At 43.6% G+C, this 3012-nt stretch carries 5 protein-coding genes; all 5 read right to left on the reverse strand.

Annotated features, from left to right (window positions below; translation table 11 throughout):
* Positions 1-857 (reverse strand): bifunctional molybdenum cofactor biosynthesis protein MoaC/MoaB (moaCB, locus tag ACR2F7_RS07545; protein ID WP_432712973.1); only part of this gene is annotated, 857 nt, incomplete at its 3' end.
* 1 nt (position 858) lies between these two features.
* Positions 859-1302, reverse strand: coding sequence for a molybdenum cofactor biosynthesis protein MoaE (locus ACR2F7_RS07550; protein ID WP_432712974.1), 444 nt, complete (start codon positions 1300-1302; stop codon positions 859-861).
* Position 1303: 1 nt separating this feature from the next.
* Entirely contained in the window at positions 1304-2410 is a 1107-nt protein-coding gene (locus tag ACR2F7_RS07555; RefSeq protein WP_432712975.1) for a ThiF family adenylyltransferase, read from the reverse strand.
* Positions 2411-2413: 3 nt separating this feature from the next.
* The gene (locus tag ACR2F7_RS07560) at positions 2414-2647 is read right to left on the reverse strand and encodes a MoaD/ThiS family protein (protein WP_432712976.1); all 234 of its coding nucleotides are present in this window, start codon (positions 2645-2647) and stop codon (positions 2414-2416) included.
* Positions 2648-2700: 53 nt separating this feature from the next.
* On the reverse strand, positions 2701-3012 hold a 312-nt coding region (locus ACR2F7_RS07565; protein ID WP_432712977.1), incomplete at its 5' end, for a TSUP family transporter.

Consider the following 3012-nt stretch of genomic DNA (forward strand, 5'->3'; position numbering starts at 1 on the left):
AAAGCCGCCATATATTCCTCTACCCCGCTTTTAGAACCTGGGAAGGTAAGCACTAAAGTTTCCCCGATAAAACCAGCAACACTGCGCGATAACATGGCATAAGGCATTCTCTCCTGACCATAACGCCTCGCTGTTTCCATAATTCCGTCTATATTTCGGTCTAACAATGGGCTGATGGCCTCTGGGGTTACATCACGTGGCGACAGTCCGGTTCCACCAGTAAAGATAAGCAGCTGATGTTCAGCACTACAAAGCGACTGTGCTTTTTCTCTGATCAGCTGTACATCATCAGGTACCACTTCATATTTTACCGTGCTGATTCCATAAGTTTCTAAAAGGGCAATGATGGCCTTTCCAGAACGGTCTTGTGCCTGGCCATTGGCTACAGAATCTGAACAAACTACTACTGCTGCTTTCAATTCTGGAAATTGCAGGTTTTTAAAGTCTGACTTTCCTCCAGATTTCTCCAGCAGCCTGATGTTGCGGATTTCTACCCCTTTATCAATCGGTTTGAGCATGTCGTACATGGTCAATGCCGTAATCGATGCCCCATGCATGGCCTCTACCTCTACACCTGTTTTATAAATGGTATGGACTTCCACCGTAATCACAATATCAAGTCCATCAATACCATAAGTAATGGAGGTATATTCAATTGGCAGGGGATGGCAATCGGGAATCAGATCGCTTGTTTTCTTTACCCCTAACAGTCCTGCGGCACGGGCAAATTCATAAACATCGCCTTTAGGGATCTTCCTTTGTTCAATAGCCTCAATGGTTGCCTTCTTTGAAACACTTACCGTTGCTGTGGCAATGGCTTTCCTTAACGTGCTTGATTTCTTTGTAATGTCTACCATATCAATTATTTTCTTTCCATTGGTAGCTGTCGTCTTCAAATATTTCTTTGCCCCAGATGGGTAATCCGGCCTTCAGGGTTTCCACAATTTCATTGCAGGCCTCCATGGCAGGTTTTCGGTGTGCTGATGAGGTAAATACAAAAAGACAGATTTCCCCGGTTTTTACAATGCCCAGGCTATGGTAAACATGCATACAATGCAGGGGATATTTTTCGAAAATAGCCGTTCTGATCTCGTCCATCTTCTCCAGCGCCAGATCCTCATAAGTGGTAAAATCGATGGCGGCAACAAATTTCCCTCCTAATTCATCCCGGCGCACTTGTCCCATAAAAATACTATGACCACCAATAGCGGTTTTAGCACTGTGTTTGGCAATGCTTTCCGCAATAAATGCAGGAGAAATAGCGCCCTGAACAAAGATGTTTTTTACCTTCTGATCTCCCATACTAGCCTAAAAAATAATTCCTCCACTTGCTGATGCCACCTTTAAGGCTGTATATCTTCTTGCTGTCGCCATATTTTTCATGCATAGCCTCTGCCGCAGCAACACTCCGTATGCCATGCTGACAAATAAAAACAATGTTTTCTTCGGCGATATCTTCTTCTAAAAACCTATTGAATTCAGACATGGGCACTTTATTGAATATAGCAGCGTCAAGAACCGGCACTTCATGGCGCTCCCTGACGTCGATAAGTAGGGCTGAGCCCTCGTTTTGGAATTCACTCAGTTCCTGTGCACCAATTTCCTGGTATCCACTTGAAAGTTCACAATCGTTTTGATAGTCCATATTTAAAAATTCGTCTTCACTTTGAGGTAATTGATAGTCAGTGGAAGGACTGATGTTCATTTCATATTGTTCCCTGCTCAGCAGGTGATAATGGAGCAATTTGTTAACCAGCGTTTTACCATATCCTGTGATCAGTTTAATGGTTTCTGCAGCGGCCATGGTACCTATAATACCGGGCAACACGCCAAGAACGCCATTTTCTGCACAGTTGGGCACGTCTCCAGCACCTGGTGGAACCGGAAAGAGATCGCGATAATTAGTGCTCCTCCCCTTTTCATTATTTACATTAAAAATAGCCAGCTGTCCTTCATCACCAGATACCGCTGCAAATATAAGGGGTTTATTCAGTAAAGCACAGGCATCATTCAAGAGATACCTGGTTTCGAAATTATCCGTTCCATCCAGTACATAATCATAGGCTTTGAGCAGCGCAAGAACGTTGTTTTTTTTGATTCTTATGGGATGTGCCACTATTTCAATCTCCGGGTTCATTGCCCTCAATCTTTCCGCAGCAACGGCTACTTTTAATTTACCCACATCTGCAGTGGTAAAAAGCACTTGCCGATGTAGATTAGACAGGGCTACAGTATCATCATCTACAATGCCTATTTTTCCAATACCCATCGCAGCGAGGTATTGCAAAGCAGGACAACCCAGCCCTCCTGCACCAATAACCAAAACCCTGGCTTGCGCTACTAATTGCTGTGCCTGTGCTCCGAATCCTTTGAGGATGAGCTGCCGCTGATATCTTTCTGTGTTCAGCATAACTTATCCTCCAGAAAATGGTGGCATCAAGGCCACAACATCGTTATTTGTTAAGGTCCTATTCTCCTGAACGATATCCTTGTTGAGGGCAAGCTTATATTTGAGCTGCTGCAACTGGGGATAGTTTTTCTCGAGGTAAGTTTTAAGGGCATCTGTATCCGTTATTGCAGCATTATCGATCTGCTGTTTACTGATAAATGAGGCTATTTGCCCAAAACTGATGATTTCGATTTGCATCTTGCTCAATTTGTATGAAGTTATTGATTTTAATGATGATTCACAAATCCCGATCAGGCACTTGTAAACATGAGTTTGTAGGCCGCTAAAGCTAATACCCCAGCAAGCACATTTTTAAGTACATTTTGTGGGAATTTTAAAGCCCCAAAATAGGCACCACAAATTCCTCCAGCAAAAGCTACACCAACATACCACAGTGTATGGCTATAAAAAACAAATCCATTGATCAGCTGACCGCCAAGTCCGGCAACGGAATTGACAAAAATAAAGGCTGCACTAATGGCTGCCGCTTGTTTTTGGTCTGTCCATTTCAGAAGCAATAAGACCGGCGATAGAATAATACCCCCACCAATGCCGATCATCCC

The sequence above is a fragment of the Pedobacter sp. genome (genome assembly GCF_045628745.1).
Classification (GTDB): domain Bacteria; phylum Bacteroidota; class Bacteroidia; order Sphingobacteriales; family Sphingobacteriaceae; genus Pedobacter.